Consider the following 13,353-nt stretch of genomic DNA (forward strand, 5'->3'; position numbering starts at 1 on the left):
CCGCGCTGACGAGGCCGTCGTGTCATGAAGATCACCGGTCGCCAGGTCGAACCAGACCGCTATCGCTCCTCGGGCACGGGTCCGGCGCCTGTCCGTCCCGTCGAGACACCCGCCGGGCGGGACGACGATTTCATCCGCGCGATCGGTCACGCCCGGGCTCGCGGCGCCGGCCAACCGGCGCTGGCCGCACGCCTGGACGCGTTCGAGCGACCCGAGGCCAGCGACGCCCGCAGCTACGCCAACGCCCGTAGCATCGAACTGCTCCAGCACGTGATCGAAGGCGTGCTGCCGACGTTGGATGCGGACGACGACATCGTCGGGATGGCGAAGAAAGTCATCGGCGAGGAGCTCGAGTGGCGCCAGGCCTGGGAGGCGCGCATGAGCGACACCATGGCACCGCAGGCAGACGCTGCTCCCGGTGGTGACGATGCCCACGACGAGGAGCCGTCATGACAGAGACCAACGATCGCGATGCGGCCGACCTGCTGCACTTGATGGGCCACCTCTACCTCAAGAGCGGCCAGACCCAGCGGGGGCTGGTGCTGCTGCTGATCGCCACCCGCATGGCGCCGGAGCATACCGGCATCCTGCGCGCGCTGTGTCGCGGATTTCTGACCCACGGCAACGGCGGGCGTGCCCTCAATGTCATCGAGCGCCTGGAGGCCGCGGGCCAGGGCGATGCCACGCTGCTCCTGCTGCGCAGCCGTGCCGAATGGCTGAACGGCGACCGGGACGCCGCGCGACGCCACTTTCGACGCTACCTGGAACACCGACAGCAAGCCGATGCATCACGGGAGCGGGCATGACATGAACCAGCTTCTCGGTCGACTCAATATCCTCGCCCGCCGCGCCTCCCAGCGCAGCGACGTGATCATCGCGGTCTTCATGGTGCTGGCCGTGGTGATGATGATCATCCCGTTGCCCACCGCCCTGGTCGACGCGCTGATCGGGGTCAACATCGGTTTCAGCCTGCTGATCCTGATCGTGGCGTTCTATATCTCGCACCCGGTGGAGTTCTCCTCGCTGCCGCCGATCATTCTGCTGGCGACGCTGTTCCGGCTGGCGCTGTCGATCACCACCACCCGCCTGATCCTGCTCGACGCCGATGCCGGCCAGATCGTCGACGCCTTCGGCAACTTCGTCATCGCCGGGGAGGTGGTCATCGGCATGGTGGTGTTCCTGATCATCACCGTGGCCCAGTTCCTGGTGATCACCAAGGGCTCGGAGCGGGTCGCCGAAGTCGCGGCGCGTTTCACGCTCGACGCCATGCCCGGCAAGCAGATGAGCATCGACAACGAGATGCGCAACGGCGATATCGACCACGTCGAGGCTCGCCGCCGACGTTCGCTGCTGGAGAGCGAGAGCCAGCTCTACGGGGCCATGGATGGCGCCATGAAATTCGTCAAGGGCGACGCCATTGCCGGGCTGGTGATCCTGTTCGTCAACCTGATCGGCGGCCTGCTGATCGGGATGCTCGAGCACGGCATGCCGTTCGGCGAAGCCGTCGAGACCTACTCCCTGCTCACCGTCGGCGACGGCCTGATCGCCCAGATCCCGGCGCTACTGATCTCCATCGGCGCCGGCACCGTGGTCACCCGGGTCAGTTCCGACAACGCCAGCGACCTGGGCAGCGAGATCGTCGGCCAGCTCGGCAGCAACGCCAAGGCGCTGGGCCTGACCGCCGCCGTGCTGTTCTGCGCGGCCTTCATCCCGGGCTTCGCCACCGGCGTGTTCCTGGCGATCTCGGCGCTGCTGGGGAGCGCCGCCTTCCTGCTACGCCGACGCCACCTGCGTGAACAGGCCGAAGCGGAAACGGCCGATGCCGAGACCACGCCGAGCGCTGGCGAGTCTTCGCCGCGCCAGGACGACGCCCCCGCCGAGGCCGCTACCCCCGGCCGCCTGGCCGCCGACGATCCGGGCCAGCATCGCGTCATGCTGTGCCTGAGCGCGACCCTGGCGGACTCCCTGTCGCTGGACCTGCTGCGAGAGGGCGTCCAGGCGGTCCGGGAGCGCGTCGAGCGCGACCTGGGGATCGCCGTTCCCAGCGTCGGGCTGCGTCTCGAACCGGCGCTCGGCGCGCAGCGCTTCGCCATCGAGCTGGACGAAGTCCCCGTGCTCAACGGCGAACTGCCGGCCGCCAGCGTGCTGCTGGACGACGACGCCGGCACGCTGGCGCTACTCGAGCTCTCCGCACAGACAGAGCCCGCACTGGTCGGCCGCGGCCATTGGCAGTGGCTGCCGGACTCGGCGAGCAGCACGCTCGACGAGGCGGGAATGCGCTATCGCACACCGGACCAGGTGCTGGAACGCTGCCTGGAACGCACGCTGACGCGCTACGCCGGTGATTTCGTCGGCATTCAGGAAGCTCGCTCGCTGCTGTCGCGGATGGAAACGGATTATGCCGAGCTGGTCACCGAGGCGGTTCGCGTCGTCTCGCTGCAGAAGATGGCGGAAATCCTGCGCCGTCTGGTCAGCGAGGGAGTACCGGTCCGCGCCATGCGTACCATTCTCGAAGCGATGGTGACCTGGGGGCCGCAGGAGTCCAGCAGCGCGCGGCTAGCCGACCGCATTCGCGTCGCCATGGCACGTCAGATCTGTCATCGCCATGCCCGCAGCGATCGGGTCCTGCCGGCCTGGGTCGCCACCCGACCGCTGGAGGAAGCGCTACGGGCCGCCCAGCGCCACGCCGAGGCCCAGTCCCTGCGCATCGGGCTGCCAGCCCCCCTCTCCCGGGCCCTCAATGGCTGGTTCCAGCAACAGCTGGACGCGCTGGATACCGACCTGCGACCGGTGATCGTGATCGCCGGGGACGTGCGCGCGTCACTGCAGCAGTGGCTCAAACAGCAGGAGATCGACATGGCCGTCCTGGCCTGGCCGGAGGTCGCACCGGAATTCAGCCTGCAGGCGATCGCCCAGGTGCGCCTGCCGAAGCCCGCACCGCGACGCGAGACCGAGGCGCAGACCAAGTCGTAACATGATGACAATAAACGATTTCCAAGGTATGAGTAGAGACCCCGCGGCCAGCGGGACTTTGCGACAAGGGATCCGATGACAACAGCAATGGACAACGCTCGTGGCATAGTGGCAGGCCACTTCATGAGGGGCGCTAGCCACACCTCTCTGCTCGCCCCCTTCTACTTGGCACTCCAGCTGGTGATGGCACTGCTGATGACCGTGCCGTTCGCGCATGCCGATGTCGCCGTCGACAGCGCCGGCGAGACACTGGCGCTGGAGACTGGCCAGGGACGCATTCTGCGCTTCGACCGACAGGTCGCCTCGGTATTCGTGGCCAACCCCGCCATCGCCGATGTGCAGGTGGTCTCCCCCGGGGTGATCTACCTGTTCGGCAAGCAGGCCGGCGATACCAACCTGATCGCCCTCGGCGCCGACGACGAGAGCCAGGCCTCGCTGCGGCTGCAGGTCCGCGACGGTGACGCCAGGGCGAGCCAGGCGCTTCGCGGCATCGACGGCGACAGTCAGGTCAGTCTGCACATGGCCGGCAACCAGTTGGTGGCCGAGGGCCGCAACGCGACGGTGGCCAGCGCCATGGCCACGCAGTCGGCCCTCGATGCCGAGGCGCCCGCCGATGGCGGTCTCAATCGCTCGAGCTACGACGGCGCCAACCAGATCAATATTCGGGTGCGCTTTGCCGAGGTCGCCCGCGACGAACTGCTCAGCTACGGCGTCAGCTGGAATGCGCTGATCAACAACGGCTCGTTCTCGTTCGGCGTGCTGACCAGCAATATCGCCAGCTCCCCGGGCAGCGAGGGCGTCGACGGCCTGCTCCAGGCGCTGCAGCAGAACAACCTGTTGCAGATACTCGCCGAACCCAACATCACCACGGTCTCGGGTCAGACCGCCAGCTTCCTCGCCGGCGGCGAGATTCCGATTCCCGTACCGGTCAACAGCGACCTGGTGGGGATCGACTACAAGCAGTTCGGGGTCTCCCTGCTGAGCACCCCGACCCTGCTGCCCAACGGCCGCATCTCGATGGAGGTGCGCCCCGAGGTCAGCAGCCTCTCCAGCGACAACGTTCAGATCGCCGGTTACGACGTGCCGTCGCTGCAGGTGCGACGCGCCGACACCGTGGTCGAAGTGGGTAGCGGCCAGACCTTTGCCATTGCCGGGCTGTTCCAGCGCCAGGCCTCCAACGAGATCGAGCGCATCCCGGTACTCGGCGACATTCCGATCCTGGGCCAACTGTTCCGGTCGCGCCGTTTCCAGCGCAACGAGACCGAGCTGGTGATCCTGATCACCCCCTACCTGGTCCGCCCCTCCTCGTCCCCGACGCCGAGAACGCCACTGGACCAGGCCCAGGTCAGCCGCGGCACCCGGCTTGGCGACGATCCGGCACAACACGCCAGGTCGGCGGGCGTCGACGATCCTTTCGGGTTCTATCTGCGATGAGCGAGGAGACCGCCGTGATGTCACCCAACCCGCTCGCCACGACGCGCGCGATCCGCCACTTCGCCCCGCTGCTGATGCTGACGCTACTGGCCGGCTGCCAGTCGTCGATGGGGCCGATGAGCTGGACCAGCGGCTACCGCCAGGTGGCTCTGGCCGCTCCGGGGATCGACGAAGCCGCACCGGGCGGGCGGATGGCGACCCTGCCCAACCTGTGCCAGACGGAACCGGACGCCGAGGGTCTGGTGACGCTCCCCCCGGGTTGCGCCAACGATCTGAATCTCCAGCTGATGGTGGCCAATCCCCAGGACCTGATCCGCGGGCGGGAGATGGGGCCGCCAATGGCGGGCCCCATCGCCAACGCCGCCCGCGAGCGGCTCGACGATCGCGGCCGCGCCAACGAGCGGCGTGCGATGCTGGAAGGCGAGGCGCGCAGTGCCATGGGCGACACTGCGACGACCGATGGCCTGTGACGGGCCGGTGGGCGCCGGCGCGAGTTCACTCGCGCGCGGCAGAAGCCTGGGCCATGCCGAGGGCCTGGGCTCGTGCAGCGGCGCTGGGCAGCGCGGCAATGCGCTCGGCGCTGGCGATCAACGACTCGCGCCGCGACGCCGGCAGGTCGGGGATCTCGACACGACGGGCTTCTTCGCGCTGCCCGCCCAGTACCAGCACCAGAATGAGGTTGCGGTAATGGCGCGCTTCGGCGAGGGGAGAGTCGACGACCCGTCGCATGCCGGCGATGGCCTTGGCGTCATCGCCGGCCAGGGACTCGGCCAGCGCCAGATTGGCCTGGACGTCGAGATCCCGCGGTTCGAGCCGCGCGGCCCTGGCAAAGGCCTCGACCGACCGACCGGGATGCCCCGCCAGCGCCTGCGCGGCGCCCAGACGGCTCCAGGCAGCCACGCTGTCGAGCTCGGGGGCGGCCCGCGACAGGCTGCGCAGCGCCCCCTGGGGCTCGCCCAACCGCAGCTGTGCCGTGCCCAGGCCCAGCAGCGCCGGGGCCAGGTCGAGATCGTCGGCCAGTGCCTGCCGAAAGGCTTGGGCCGCGGCCTCGGGCTCTCCGGCGGCCAGGCGCGCATTGCCCAGGCGAATCAGCAGCTCGGCGGACGGTTCCCCCTGCTCCAGCGCACGTTCGTACATGGCCGCCGCCGTGGCGTGGTCGCCGCGCTGGTCGACATCGTCGGCCAGCTTGAGCAGCCGGCCCTCCCGGGTATCGGACGGCGTCGCCGCGCACGCGGAGAGGGCGAATCCGACGGCGACGACCGCCGCCCATGTCACACCCTTGCGGCGGACCGTCGCCGCGCGGGTCGAGACCATTCGAGAAACCGCAGAAGATGACTTCATCCGTGAATCAGTCCAGAGGCTCGGGGAGTGGAGGAACAGCGTACCGGAGAACCGGCAGCTTGGGGCAGCGTGGCATGTCAATGAATGGTGACAGTCGTTTACACAGGGCAAGCGAAAGCCACAAAAAGACATACAACCGGCCACCAAACCGTCATCGCGATCTTGCTAGGGTTATCGGAGCGTCCGCGGCGGTGGCCCTCATGGGCCTTCGCCGCCGGGGAGCCAGGTGGCGATCCTTGGCCGTCATCGCCCTGATGCTCGGGTTGGCGGGCAACGGTGCCTTCGCAGCCGACGCCCCCTGGGCAGGCCGAAGCTACCGCTACGTGGTGATCGATCAGAAAGTCCGCGACGTGCTGCAGGAGTTCGGGCGCAACCTGTCGCTGCCGGTCGAGGTCAGCAGCGCGGTGAAAGGTGAGGTCCGCGGCGATATCCACGCCGAGACCGCCCAGGCCTTTCTGGAACAGGTCTGCCGGGCGAACGGACTGGCGTGGTTCTTCGATGGCTATGTGCTCCACGTCGCCGCACGCGAGGAGTTGGGTCGTCGAAGCTTCGATCTCGACGGGGTCGATGTGTCGCGCTTGAGCGCCGAGATTGAAGCGACGAGGATCGGCTCGCCATTGAGTGCCGATTTCCAGGACGGCCGCCACCGGCTCGAGGCGATGGGCCCGCCCGCCTGGCTGACGGAGGTGGCGCAGCGGGTGGAGGATTCGAGGCGGACGCCGGCGCCCTCGGCACCCGGTGAGGTCAGGGTCTTCCGAGGCAGCGTGGCGCAACCGGCCGTAGCGCAGTAGTCGTATGCGGCAGGCAGGACAACGAGGCAGGAACGAGCGGGCCGTCACTCCAAGGCGACCGCTCATCAATGACCGTTCCCGAACGCGCTCTCTCGAAGAACGGTACGACGACTCACCGACGGCTCGACGCCGATCGGTCAATGCCAAACCGAAGGAGACGACACATGGCTATCGATGCCGTAGGCAATGCCAGCGCGACTGGTGAATCCACCCCCGACTCCCAGGCCTTCGACGACGCCGTCGACAACGCCAAGTTCCAGGAAGCGATGTCCGAGGGCATGGTCCAGGTCGGTGGGCAGTTGATCCTGATGCCGATGATGAAGGAGATGCTCAGCGAAGCCATGTCGGGCGGCGAAGAGTAGCCAGGCCTCCAAGCCCGAATCCCGCGAGGTGACGAGGGACGACGACCGGTTGGCGACACGTCGCGATGGCCGGTCGCCGTCGTTGGAATCGACACCGGCCCGCCATGGGCCCGAACACGAGGTGAATGATGACTCCCGTGACACCACCGGGGGCGGGGGTGCCGATGACGACACCCGCGCCGACCCCATCGGAGACGAGCGCCAAGACGCTGGCATCGCAGAACCTGTTCGAGCACATGGCCGGCCAGGCCGGCGCCGCGCCCCCTGGCGCGAGCCCCAGCGAGCTGGGCTCGAACCTGATCAACAATCTCGACGGCTTCGTCGACCGGGTCAACAGCTTCGCGCAGCAGGCCAAGGTTCCCGATGCCCAGGCTCCCGATCGCTTCGCCAAGGTGACCACCCAGGAAGTCTCGCCGGCGCCGGATGCCGGCGACAGGCCCACCGCCATCGGCGACGACAAGATGGCGAAAGTCGTCGACTCGCTGAGCCAGGTCTTCGACCACTCCATCGAGACCACCATGGTGGTGCGAGGTGCCACTCAGGTATCGGGCTCGGCCAATACCCTACTGAAAGGTCAATGACACTTGGCGCCTCTCGATCGACGCTTCAGCCCTTCGCGGCCAATCCGGAACCGCTACCGACGCCCGCTGCACTGGCTTGCGCTGCTGTTGATGGCCCTGCTGCTGCAGGCCTGCGACACCGACCTCTATACCCAGCTCGACGAGCGCGAGGCCAATGTCATCGTGGCGACCCTGGCACGCAACGGCATCCCCGCCAGTCGCCATGCCGAGGATGAGGGCCGGATGCGCGTCACCGTCGACGAGAGCCGCTTTGCCGAAGCGGTCGACGTGCTCGATCACGCCGGTCTGCCGGAACGCAAGTTCGCCAATCTCGGCGAGGTCTTCCAGGGTAACGGCCTGGTGTCGTCACCGGTCCAGGAGCGCGCCCAGATGATCTACGCGCTGAGCCAGGAACTCTCCCACACGGTATCCCAGATCGACGGTGTGCTGTCGGCGCGGGTCCACGTGGTGCTGCCTGACAACGACCTGCTGCAGCAGAACAGCACGCCCTCCTCGGCCTCGGTCTTCGTGCGCTACATTCCTTCGCTGGAGATCGCCCCGCTGATCCCGCAGATCAAGACCCTGGTGGCCAACGGTATCGCCGGCCTCTCCTACGACAAGGTCTCGGTGGTGCCGGTGGTCTCGTCCCTGCCCGAGGAGACACGCTCGGCCCCTCAGCCGGCCATGAGCTCGTTTCTCGGCATCGCGATGCCGGCCACCAGCGTGGCGCGTGCCGGCTGGCTGTTCGGCCTGCTGAGCGTGGCGATTCTCGCCCTCGGCATCGCGGTCGGCTGGCTGGTCTGGCGCCAGCGCCGCCAACGCCCCTACGACCTGGCGACCCCGTCATGACGGCAGCGCCATCCCCCGAGCTGCCGGTGCGAATCGATCCGGCCCACTGGGCCGGCACCCTGGACGGCATCGCCAGCGACGAGACGCTGCACCGCTGGTGCCGCCAGCCGCGGTTCCAGCATCGACTGGTCGAACGGCTCCGGCGCCGCCACCACCTCCCCGCCCAGGCCGAACTGCCGCCGAGAGATCCCATCGACCAGACGCTTTGCCTGCTCGACGGTGAGTCGCTGACACACTGCGCCCGCGCGGCGGGCATCATCTTCCATGCCGGAGCCCTGGTCCGCGAGATCCGGGCGCCCCGGGTCGCGGCCGTCAAACAGCGCTTCGGTGCCGAGCTCTACGCCTTGGCACTGGCCAAGCGGGAGCATGGCCAGACCGAGGAGAGCGAGGTGCGCGATCTCGACGCCTTCGAGGCGGAGGTCGAGCGGGATGGCAGACGCTGTCTGCTGGCCTGGGCCGACGCCCAGCCCGCCGCGCTGCGCGCCTGGTTGCAATTGGGCTGGTATGGCAGGCTGGCGCGCGACGACGCCGAGGCGAACGACGGCGCCATGGAGATCGCACGCCTGGCCGCCGCCGAGCGACTTGCCGCCGAAACGGCGGCTGCCGCCCAGAATCAGCCTCAGCCCGCTGGGCCAGCAGCGCCGGATCGAGGGGGTGAGCGGCCATGAACTCACTGCCTCCCCGCCCCGGCAAGGTGATTCTGCGCGCCGAGGAAGCCGAGGCCTGGATCGATGGCTACGCCTTTCTGGAGCGGGCGCGCCGACAAGCGGCCGATCAGGATCGGGTGCTTCGTGACGCCCGTGACGAGGCTCACGCCGAGGGCTTCGAGGCCGGGCGCCGCGCAGGCGAGATCCAGGCCGCCCGGCTGCTGGCGACCACCCGGGATGATGTGGCTCGCTATCTGGAGCGCCTCGAACCGGCGCTGGCAGAGCTTGCACTGGACCTGGTCCGGCGTCTGCTCGGCGAGTTCGACGAGGCCGAGCTGGTCGCCCGCTGCGTTCGCCAGGCGCTGCGCGAGTGGCGCCAGGAGCACCGGATCCGCATCCGCGTGGCCCCATCGCTGGAGGCGCGAGTGGCGACGCTGCTCTCGGCGGATCCAGCCGTCACGCAAGACTATGAGGTCGAAGCCGATCCCCAACTGGGGCCGGAACAGTGCCTGCTGGTGACCCCGGTCGCGGTGATGGACATCGGTGTGGATTCGCAACTCGACGTTCTCCGCCAGGCGCTGCTCGACGCCCCGGTGGACGGCCAGGAGCCGGCATGAGTCGACCTGACCCGGACCGGGCCACAGTCGCACTCGACGCGCTGCTGCCGAGGCTCGGCCAACGCCTGGCCCGGACGGAGACGCGCCGGGTCAACGGCCGGGTGCGCCGCATCCGCGGCCTGCTGATTCACGCCAGCATCGAGGGCGTCAGCATCGGCGAACTCTGCTATCTGCGCGACCCGGTCAGCGGACGTCGCGTCGCCGCCGAGGTGATCGGTTTCGAGGAAGAGGATGCGATCCTCTCGCCCATCGGCGAACTTCACGGACTCTCCACGCGCAGCGAAGTGATCGCCACCGGGCGCGCTCAGGGCGTGGCGGTCGGTGAAGCGCTGTTGGGCCGGGTCATCAGTCCGCTGGGAGAGTGGCTGGACGCTGCGGCGACGCCGCCCGGCGACGCCTCGAATCCGGCGCCTCCGCTGCGCGAATATCCCGTGCACGCCGAGCCGCCCGCGCCGCTGCGCCGCCAGCTGATCGAACAGCCGCTGGCGCTCGGCGTGCGTGCCATCGATGCGCTCAACACCGTGGCGAGAGGCCAGCGTGTCGGCCTGTTCGGCGAACCCGGCGTGGGCAAATCCTCACTGCTCTCGGCCATCGTCAAGGGCAGCAGCGCCGAGGTGGTGGTGCTCGGCCTGGTCGGCGAGCGCGGCCGCGAAGTGCGCGAACTGCTCGACGTGCAACTGGACGCCGAAGCGCGTCGCCGCACCGTCTGTGTCGTCTCCACCTCGGACCGCCCCGCCATCGAGCGCGCCCGCGCGGCGCTGGTCGCCACCGGCGTGGCGGAGTATTTCCGCGACCAGGGCCGGGACGTGCTGCTGCTGGTCGACAGCCTCACCCGATTTGCCCGTGCCCAGCGCGAGATCGGCCTGGCCGCGGGCGAACCGCCGACCCGACGCGGCTACCCGCCATCGCTGTTCGCCGCCCTGCCCCGGCTGCTCGAACGCGCCGGCCCGGGCGATGCCGCCAGCGGCACCATCACCGCCATCTACACGGTGCTGACCGAGGGAGACGGCACCCTGGACCCGGTAGCGGAGGAGACCCGCGCCATCCTCGACGGACACATCGTATTGAGCGCCGAGCTCGCCCGGCGAGACCATTTTCCGGCGATCGATGTGCTGGCCAGTCGCAGCCGGCTGATGGAGAACGTCGCCGACGACGAGCATCGCCGCGACGCGGCCAAGGTCCGCGACCTGATGGCGCGCTATCGGGACGTCGAGCTGCTGCTCCAGGTGGGCGAGTATCGCGAGGGCAGCGACGCCGCCACCGACGAAGCGATACGCAAGCACGCCGAGATCGAGACCTTCCTGCGCCAGTCCCGGGACGATCGCAGCGATTTCGCGGAGACGCTGAAACGGCTGAAGGAGATCGCCCGATGACCTCGTTGCACCCACTCGAGCGCCTGATCCAGCTGCGGCGTCATCGTACCCGCCGAGCCGAGGAGGCGCTGATGGCGAGCCAGCGCCGCTGTCGCGAACTGGATGCCCGGCATCAGGCACTTGAGATCACTCTCGACCAGCACCAGCGCGCTTCCAGACATCGCGAGCAGGCGCTCTTCGACGACAGCGCACAGCAGCCGATGGGCGCCGAGACCATGGCGGCGTGGCAACAGACGCTGGCCGACGATGCCGGACGACAGGAATCGCTGCTCCAGCAGCGGCGAACGCTGGCGCGGGAGCGCCGGACCGCCGATGCCGAGCGCGACGAGCGGGCCGCCGAATGGGCGAGATGTCGGCGCGCCGAGCAGGCCCTGGACCGCCTGCAGGCCGATCGCTCCCGCGCGCTGGCGGTCGACGCCGAGCGGCTGGCGGAGCTGGAGATGGAAGAGATGCGACCGCCGCAGGGAGCGCTGAGGTGACCCAACTGTCCACGACGCCACGCCGAGCTTCGGACCCGGCCTCAACGATCACGGCCGACGTTGCACCCGAGGGCGCCGCGCCGGGCCGGGCGACACCGTTGTCGCTGGCATCGCTGCCCGCGGTGGCAGCCGACCGCCTGGCGCTGCACAACGCGCTGCACGTCGCCCGCCGGCCGCTCGAATTCGACTGGCACGACCGCAAGGCCACGCTGCGCTTGCTGCCCGAGGACACCGCCATCGAGTCGGCCTGGTCGATCACCCTCGATCTCGGCGGGGAGCCGCTGACGCTGTCCGGCAGCGCAGCGGCGCTGGACCGGCTCGGTCAGCATCCCGACCGCCGGCGAGACCTGCGCGAGGTCGATCGCGAACTGGCCGCCATGTGGCTGGAGGTGGTCTGGCTGGAGTGGCTGGAGCCGCTGGAGCACCGGCTGGGCATCGACATCCAGCTGCGGCCTACGATGTCGGCAACCATGGAGAGCCCCGCACGTATCTGCATCGCTTTCGAGCTCGATGGCGAATCGCACCCGCTCGCCCTCGACCTGCCGGTGGCCACCGCCGAGCGACTGCTGCCGACGCTCGACAGCGCCTTTCCGGCGCAACGTGCCCCGGCCAATGGCGTCACTGCCACCCTGCGAATCGAGAACGGCACCCAGACCCTGACGCTGGGCCAATGGCGCAGCCTGCGCGCCGGCGACGTGGTCATGCTCGACGGCGCAACCGCCGACGGCGTCCGGCTGAATCTCGCCGACCGTTTCGGCTGCCGGGCTCGCCTCGGCGACACCGGACTGCGTGCCGACGGGCCGCTCGCCGCGAGCTCCCTCGATCGAGCCCCGAGCTCCCCCTGTGAAGCCCCGAACCGTCCTTGTGAAGCCCAGAACCGTCCTTGTGAAGAGAGTGCCATGAGCGAACCCCCTGTGGATAAATCAACATCCCCCGAGCGATCCGGAACGGCCCAGGAGAGTTCGGCACCGACGCCGGAAGTACCGGACGTGGATAGTTCGCCCACCGCTCCTCTGGATTCGGTCGACCGGAACCTGGATGACCTCCCGGTGCAGTTGACCTGCGAACTGGGTCGGCTGGAGCTCTCGCTCGGCGAACTGCGCCAACTCGGCGAGGGTAGCGTGCTCCCGCTGGAGCGGCATCCCGAGCGGGCGGTCGACCTGGTCGTCAACGGCCGGCGGATGGGACGTGGGCGCCTGGTCGCCATCGGTGACGCGATCGGGGTGCAGGTCGAGAGGCTCGCGCTCGACGACGGGCGCGCCGGAGATGACTGAGTTTCAGCCCAACCTGATCGCGATCATCATCGTGGTCGCCACCATCGGCCTGGTGCCGCTGGCGGTGGTGACGATGACCGGCTTTCTCAAGATCTCGGTGGTGCTGTTCCTGATCCGAAACGCCCTCGGTGTGCAGCAGACGCCCCCCAACCTGGTCCTCTACGGCATCGCGCTGATCCTGACGGTCTATATCACCACGCCGTTGATCGGCGAGATGGCCCATGAGTTCGAGCAGCGCTCGGCGGGTCTGGCCAGCGTCGAGGAGATCAAGCAGACCGGCGAGGCCCTGCGCGGGCCGCTACAGGCGTATCTGTCGCGCTACGCCAGTGAACACGAGCGGGCGTTCTTCATCGATGCCACCCGCACGCTATGGTCCGACGAAGCCCGCGAGGACCTCAAGAGCGATGACCTGATCGTGCTGATTCCCGCCTTCGTCAGCTCGGAACTGACCCGCGCCTTCGAGATCGGCTTTCTGCTCTATATCCCGTTTCTGATCATCGACCTGATCGTCTCCAACGTGCTGATGGCGATGGGCATGATGATGGTTTCACCCACCCTGATCTCGATTCCGCTGAAGATTTTCCTGTTCGTGGCGGTGGACGGCTGGTCGCGGCTGATGCACGGACTGATCCTGAGTTACGGAGGCGGCTAGG

The 13,353-nt window shown here is 68.6% G+C and carries 16 protein-coding genes; 15 read left to right on the plus strand and 1 reads right to left on the minus strand.

Features of this window, described 5'->3' with window-relative positions:
* Positions 1-24: 24 nt before the first annotated feature.
* The 5 genes from DOM45_RS01005 (at position 25) to DOM45_RS01025 (ending at position 4,877) form a co-directional block, all read left to right on the plus strand.
* Complete coding sequence (locus DOM45_RS01005) at positions 25-453, plus strand: hypothetical protein (RefSeq protein ID WP_110597656.1); 429 nt, start codon at positions 25-27, stop codon at positions 451-453.
* Positions 450-806: a type III secretion apparatus assembly chaperone SctY gene (gene sctY, locus DOM45_RS01010; RefSeq protein WP_110597657.1), complete on the plus strand. Its 357-nt coding sequence runs from the start codon at positions 450-452 to the stop codon at positions 804-806. The genes DOM45_RS01005 and sctY overlap by 4 nt, the downstream gene beginning before the upstream one ends.
* A 1-nt stretch (position 807) precedes the next feature.
* Complete coding sequence (gene sctV, locus DOM45_RS01015; protein WP_110597658.1) at positions 808-2,973, plus strand: type III secretion system export apparatus subunit SctV; 2,166 nt, start codon at positions 808-810, stop codon at positions 2,971-2,973.
* Positions 2,974-3,096: 123 nt separating this feature from the next.
* Positions 3,097-4,407 carry a type II and III secretion system protein family protein gene (locus tag DOM45_RS01020; RefSeq protein WP_110597823.1) on the plus strand — a complete coding sequence of 437 codons (1,311 nt, stop codon included), beginning with the start codon at positions 3,097-3,099 and terminating at the stop codon, positions 4,405-4,407.
* Between the two features lie 17 nt (positions 4,408-4,424).
* Entirely contained in the window at positions 4,425-4,877 is a 453-nt protein-coding gene (locus DOM45_RS01025; RefSeq protein WP_157958317.1) for a hypothetical protein, read from the plus strand.
* Between the two features lie 25 nt (positions 4,878-4,902).
* On the opposite strand, the gene DOM45_RS01030 is transcribed toward DOM45_RS01025, so the two are convergent.
* On the minus strand, positions 4,903-5,748 hold the full coding sequence (locus tag DOM45_RS01030) for a tetratricopeptide repeat protein (protein WP_157958318.1): 846 nt from the start codon (positions 5,746-5,748) through the stop codon (positions 4,903-4,905).
* Between the two features lie 236 nt (positions 5,749-5,984).
* Here DOM45_RS01030 and DOM45_RS01035 point away from each other — a divergent pair, with 236 nt between their 5' ends.
* The 10 genes from DOM45_RS01035 (at position 5,985) to sctR (ending at position 13,352) form a co-directional block, all read left to right on the plus strand.
* Complete coding sequence (locus tag DOM45_RS01035) at positions 5,985-6,539, plus strand: type III secretion protein (RefSeq protein ID WP_110597661.1); 555 nt, start codon at positions 5,985-5,987, stop codon at positions 6,537-6,539.
* A 164-nt stretch (positions 6,540-6,703) separates the two neighbouring features.
* Entirely contained in the window at positions 6,704-6,901 is a 198-nt protein-coding gene (locus tag DOM45_RS01040) for a hypothetical protein (protein WP_110597662.1), read from the plus strand.
* Positions 6,902-7,026: 125 nt separating this feature from the next.
* Positions 7,027-7,482 carry a hypothetical protein gene (locus DOM45_RS01045; protein ID WP_205909361.1) on the plus strand — a complete coding sequence of 152 codons (456 nt, stop codon included), beginning with the start codon at positions 7,027-7,029 and terminating at the stop codon, positions 7,480-7,482.
* Between the two features lie 3 nt (positions 7,483-7,485).
* Positions 7,486-8,310, plus strand: coding sequence for a type III secretion system inner membrane ring lipoprotein SctJ (gene sctJ / locus DOM45_RS01050; protein WP_240612247.1), 825 nt, complete (start codon positions 7,486-7,488; stop codon positions 8,308-8,310).
* Entirely contained in the window at positions 8,307-8,978 is a 672-nt protein-coding gene (locus DOM45_RS01055; RefSeq protein ID WP_110597663.1) for a hypothetical protein, read from the plus strand. Before sctJ ends, DOM45_RS01055 begins: the two co-directional genes overlap by 4 nt.
* A complete protein-coding gene (gene sctL / locus DOM45_RS01060; protein ID WP_110597664.1) occupies positions 8,975-9,574 on the plus strand; it encodes a type III secretion system stator protein SctL in 600 nt (199 codons plus the stop codon). Before DOM45_RS01055 ends, sctL begins: the two co-directional genes overlap by 4 nt.
* The gene (locus DOM45_RS01065; protein ID WP_110597665.1) at positions 9,571-10,947 is read left to right on the plus strand and encodes a FliI/YscN family ATPase; all 1,377 of its coding nucleotides are present in this window, start codon (positions 9,571-9,573) and stop codon (positions 10,945-10,947) included. Before sctL ends, DOM45_RS01065 begins: the two co-directional genes overlap by 4 nt.
* Positions 10,944-11,426, plus strand: a complete 483-nt coding sequence (gene sctO / locus DOM45_RS01070; RefSeq protein WP_110597666.1) for a type III secretion system stalk subunit SctO — start codon at positions 10,944-10,946, stop codon at positions 11,424-11,426. Before DOM45_RS01065 ends, sctO begins: the two co-directional genes overlap by 4 nt.
* Complete coding sequence (gene sctQ, locus DOM45_RS01075; protein WP_157958319.1) at positions 11,423-12,700, plus strand: type III secretion system cytoplasmic ring protein SctQ; 1,278 nt, start codon at positions 11,423-11,425, stop codon at positions 12,698-12,700. Before sctO ends, sctQ begins: the two co-directional genes overlap by 4 nt.
* Positions 12,693-13,352: a type III secretion system export apparatus subunit SctR gene (sctR, locus tag DOM45_RS01080; protein ID WP_110597668.1), complete on the plus strand. Its 660-nt coding sequence runs from the start codon at positions 12,693-12,695 to the stop codon at positions 13,350-13,352. Before sctQ ends, sctR begins: the two co-directional genes overlap by 8 nt.
* Position 13,353 lies beyond the last annotated feature (1 nt).

The sequence above is a fragment of the Salinicola lusitanus genome, from assembly GCF_003206045.1.
Taxonomy (GTDB): domain Bacteria; phylum Pseudomonadota; class Gammaproteobacteria; order Pseudomonadales; family Halomonadaceae; genus Salinicola; species Salinicola lusitanus.

Bases quoted from the DNA above. Each gene is read 5' to 3' on its own strand.
- sctO (WP_110597666.1), top strand. From the start codon at position 10,944: ATGACCTCGTTGCACCCACTCGAGCGCCTGATCCAGCTGCGGCGTCAT.
- DOM45_RS01025 (WP_157958317.1), top strand. From the start codon at position 4,425: ATGTCACCCAACCCGCTCGCCACGACGCGCGCGATCCGCCACTTCGCC.
- DOM45_RS01045 (WP_205909361.1), top strand. From the start codon at position 7,027: ATGATGACTCCCGTGACACCACCGGGGGCGGGGGTGCCGATGACGACA.
- DOM45_RS01020 (WP_110597823.1), top strand. From the start codon at position 3,097: ATGAGGGGCGCTAGCCACACCTCTCTGCTCGCCCCCTTCTACTTGGCA.
- sctV (WP_110597658.1), top strand. From the start codon at position 808: ATGAACCAGCTTCTCGGTCGACTCAATATCCTCGCCCGCCGCGCCTCC.
- DOM45_RS01030 (WP_157958318.1), bottom strand. From the start codon at position 5,748: ATGAAGTCATCTTCTGCGGTTTCTCGAATGGTCTCGACCCGCGCGGCG.
- sctL (WP_110597664.1), top strand. From the start codon at position 8,975: ATGAACTCACTGCCTCCCCGCCCCGGCAAGGTGATTCTGCGCGCCGAG.
- sctR (WP_110597668.1), top strand. From the start codon at position 12,693: ATGACTGAGTTTCAGCCCAACCTGATCGCGATCATCATCGTGGTCGCC.
- DOM45_RS01040 (WP_110597662.1), top strand. From the start codon at position 6,704: ATGGCTATCGATGCCGTAGGCAATGCCAGCGCGACTGGTGAATCCACC.
- DOM45_RS01055 (WP_110597663.1), top strand. From the start codon at position 8,307: ATGACGGCAGCGCCATCCCCCGAGCTGCCGGTGCGAATCGATCCGGCC.
- sctY (WP_110597657.1), top strand. From the start codon at position 450: ATGACAGAGACCAACGATCGCGATGCGGCCGACCTGCTGCACTTGATG.
- DOM45_RS01005 (WP_110597656.1), top strand. From the start codon at position 25: ATGAAGATCACCGGTCGCCAGGTCGAACCAGACCGCTATCGCTCCTCG.
- DOM45_RS01065 (WP_110597665.1), top strand. From the start codon at position 9,571: ATGAGTCGACCTGACCCGGACCGGGCCACAGTCGCACTCGACGCGCTG.